The 2,592-nt window shown below is 72.1% G+C and carries 4 protein-coding genes and 1 pseudogene; all 5 read left to right on the top strand.

Translation table 11 applies throughout. The annotated features are described in order from the left end of the window. Positions 1-129: 129 nt before the first annotated feature. Positions 130-540: a DUF3168 domain-containing protein gene (locus EJC49_RS20275; protein WP_126701756.1), complete on the top strand. Its 411-nt coding sequence runs from the start codon at positions 130-132 to the stop codon at positions 538-540. Positions 541-626: 86 nt separating this feature from the next. Further along, entirely contained in the window at positions 627-1,331 is a 705-nt protein-coding gene (locus EJC49_RS20270; RefSeq protein ID WP_126701755.1) for a hypothetical protein, read from the top strand. A 283-nt stretch (positions 1,332-1,614) separates the two neighbouring features. Continuing rightward, a complete protein-coding gene (locus EJC49_RS20265; protein WP_126701754.1) occupies positions 1,615-2,025 on the top strand; it encodes a phage major tail protein, TP901-1 family in 411 nt (136 codons plus the stop codon). Further along, positions 2,022-2,438, top strand: coding sequence for a gene transfer agent family protein (locus EJC49_RS20260; protein ID WP_126701753.1), 417 nt, complete (start codon positions 2,022-2,024; stop codon positions 2,436-2,438). Before EJC49_RS20265 ends, EJC49_RS20260 begins: the two co-directional genes overlap by 4 nt. A gap of 47 nt (positions 2,439-2,485) precedes the next feature. Beyond that, positions 2,486-2,592 (top strand): annotated as a pseudogene (locus EJC49_RS20255) (phage tail assembly chaperone); the annotation flags it as partial.

The raw sequence follows: 2,592 nt of genomic DNA, 5'->3' as shown, positions 1-2,592 counted from the left end.
CCCTGAGGGCGATGGTGCACGAGCGCATCGACACGCTGGAGGCGCAGCGCCATCGGGCGCCGCGCGACCGCGCCGCTGCGATCCGGCGGCTGAACGAGCGGCGGGCGCACCGGAAAACGGAGGACGCCGATGGCCGGCCCGGCGCTTGACCTGCAGAAGGCGATCTTTGCGGCGCTGTCGCAGGACGGAGCACTGACCGGGCTCCTCGGCGGTGCGCATGTCTTCGACCGCGTGCCGGCCAGCACGCCGTTTCCCTATGTCGCCTTCGGCCGCACCAGCCTCTTCGACTGGAGCACCGGCACCGAGCGCGGCGTGGAACAGCTGTTCACGCTGCATGTCTGGTCGAAGGCGCAGGGCAAGAAAGAGACGCTGGCGATCCTGGAGCGCATCGCCGCCTTGCTCGACGACCAGCCGCTGGCGCTCGTCGGCCACGCGCTGGTGTCGATGCGGCTCGAGTTCGCCGAGGTGCGCTACGACGAGGACCTGGCCGTGCACCACGGCCTGGCGCGGTTTCGGGCGTTGATGGAGGCGACGGGATAGGGGGCGCGCGACGTTGAGCGGGGCGCGATCCTGTGGCAGGTCTGTGGACGGGCGCGGCGGGGCGCCCGGACAGCCAGGGTGTCGCCATGCCGGAGCTACTTCCCCATGCCGTGTTCGTCGGCATCGTGTCGGCCCTGATCGCGATCGTCATGCGCTTTCAGGCGGGCAAGCCGCGCCTTTCGGTGTTCGCGCTGGCGCTGATCGGCATCGCGGGCGCCTTTCTCGTCACCCCGGCGCTCGCCTATCTGGCGCAGGCCTGGCGGGCGACGCCTTCGCTGCCCGCGTTGCCGGAGATCACCTCGGGGCAGATGTTCCTCGGGGCATGGGCCGGTTTCGCGGTGCTGTTCATCGCCAACAACACGTCGAGGCCGAAGCGCGTGCCGCTATGGGCCGGGCTGCTGATCGGCGTGGCTGTGGCCGCGCTGGTGCCGTCGTTTCTCGATGCGGTGACGGGCGTCTATCAGCGCCCGTCGCTGCGCGACGACGTCAACCACTGCACGCGCGGCATGATGGGCCAGGTGCAGCCGCGCGAGGCGACGAACATCTGCGACGAGCCGATCACGGTGGGCCTGTGCATGCCGGGCGAGGTGAACCCCGCGCCCTGCGCGCAGAGCTTCACGCTGGCGCCCGGCGAGACCGCCACGCTCGACCCGGGCGGCGCGTCGCTGTCGTCGCTGCCCGGCAATCCGAACGGCCTGACGGTCGTGGCCTGCCGCCCGCCCGCCCGGCCCTCGCGCATGGGAACGGTGCAGGGGCGCGGGTATGAGGGGGTGTGCATTCCGGGGGCGTGACGCACCGCTCCCCCTTGCGGGGAGGGGTTGGGGGTGGGGGTGGTTCTCGCAAGTGCGACGGTGCCGAGGCTTGCCTCTGTAGTGGCCGGCGGCGCTACGCGGAGCGGCTCGTTTTCGAAGCGCTGCGCGTGTCGCGGCCACCCCCACCCCTAGCCAGGGCGAGCCACGGGTCTCGCCCGTCCTTCGGACCCCCGCAAGGGGGAGGGGGACGCGCGCGCGTTCGCCCGCGGCGTCCAATTCAATCCATCACCACCATCCCACACCACACGAAAGGAGTGCGCCCATGGTTGCGCAGAAGGGCAAGGATCTGTTGCTGAAGCTCGACACGACGGGCGCGGGCGGGTTCGTCACCGTGGCGGGGCTGCGGTCGAAGCGGCTGGCGTTCAACGCCGAGACGGTGGACGTGACCGATGCGGACTCGGCCGGGCGGTGGCGCGAGCTTTTGGCCGGCTCTGGCGTGCAGCGGGCGTCGGTGTCGGGGGCGGGCATCTTCAAGGACGCGGCGTCGGACGCGGCGATCCGGACGCGGTTCTTTGGAAGCGAGATCGCCGCCTGGCAGTTCGTGATCCCGGATTTCGGCACCGTCGAGGGGCCGTTCCAGATCACCGCGCTCGAGTATTCCGGCGCGCATGACGGCGAGGTGACCTTCGAGATCGCGCTGGAATCGGCGGGCAGCCTGGGCTTCGCCGCATGACCCACGCCAATGCGAGACGCGGCGAGATCACCGCCGAACTGGACGGGACGCGGCGACGGCTGTGCCTGACGCTGGGCGCGCTGGCGGAACTGGAAAGCGCCTTCGCCGCCGAGGACCTGTCGGCGCTGGTGGCACGGTTTTCGACGGGCCGGCTGTCGGCGCGCGACATGGCCCGCGTGATCGGGGCCGGCCTGCGCGGGGCTGGCGCGGCCACGGCCGACGAGGAGGTGCTGGCCATGACGACGCCGGGTGGGGCGGCGGGGTTTGCCGCTATCGTCGCCGAGCTTCTGGCCGCGACCTTCGGCGAGGCGAGGCCGAGTGTCGAGGGCGGCTTGCCGGGCGGCGGTGGCAAGGCCGCACCGGGTGCAGGTGCCGGCGCCGTGGGCGGAGACGCCGGCGCAAACCCTTCCTAGCCGCATCGCGCGCGGTTGGCGCCGCACCGGAGCCCTTTCCCTGGGAGGCGGCGATGGCGGCGGGGCTGGGCGCGATGCGGCTTTCGCCGCAAGCCTTCTGGGCGATGACGCCGCGCGAACTGGCGGCGGCGCTGGGCATGGGGCTGCCGGCGCG

Origin of the sequence: Aquibium carbonis (genome assembly GCF_003970795.1) — a bacterium.
GTDB classification, from domain to species: domain Bacteria; phylum Pseudomonadota; class Alphaproteobacteria; order Rhizobiales; family Rhizobiaceae; genus Aquibium; species Aquibium carbonis.
The sequence above is the reverse complement of the archived record's forward strand: the minus strand, read 5'-3'. Positions and strand labels throughout refer to the sequence as shown.

What these genes read in the sequence shown, in the direction of transcription:
- EJC49_RS20260 (WP_126701753.1), top strand. Translation starts at nt 2,022, where the DNA reads ATGACCCACGCCAATGCGAGACGCGGCGAGATCACCGCCGAACTGGAC.
- EJC49_RS20275 (WP_126701756.1), top strand. Translation starts at nt 130, where the DNA reads ATGGCCGGCCCGGCGCTTGACCTGCAGAAGGCGATCTTTGCGGCGCTG.
- EJC49_RS20270 (WP_126701755.1), top strand. Translation starts at nt 627, where the DNA reads ATGCCGGAGCTACTTCCCCATGCCGTGTTCGTCGGCATCGTGTCGGCC.
- EJC49_RS20265 (WP_126701754.1), top strand. Translation starts at nt 1,615, where the DNA reads ATGGTTGCGCAGAAGGGCAAGGATCTGTTGCTGAAGCTCGACACGACG.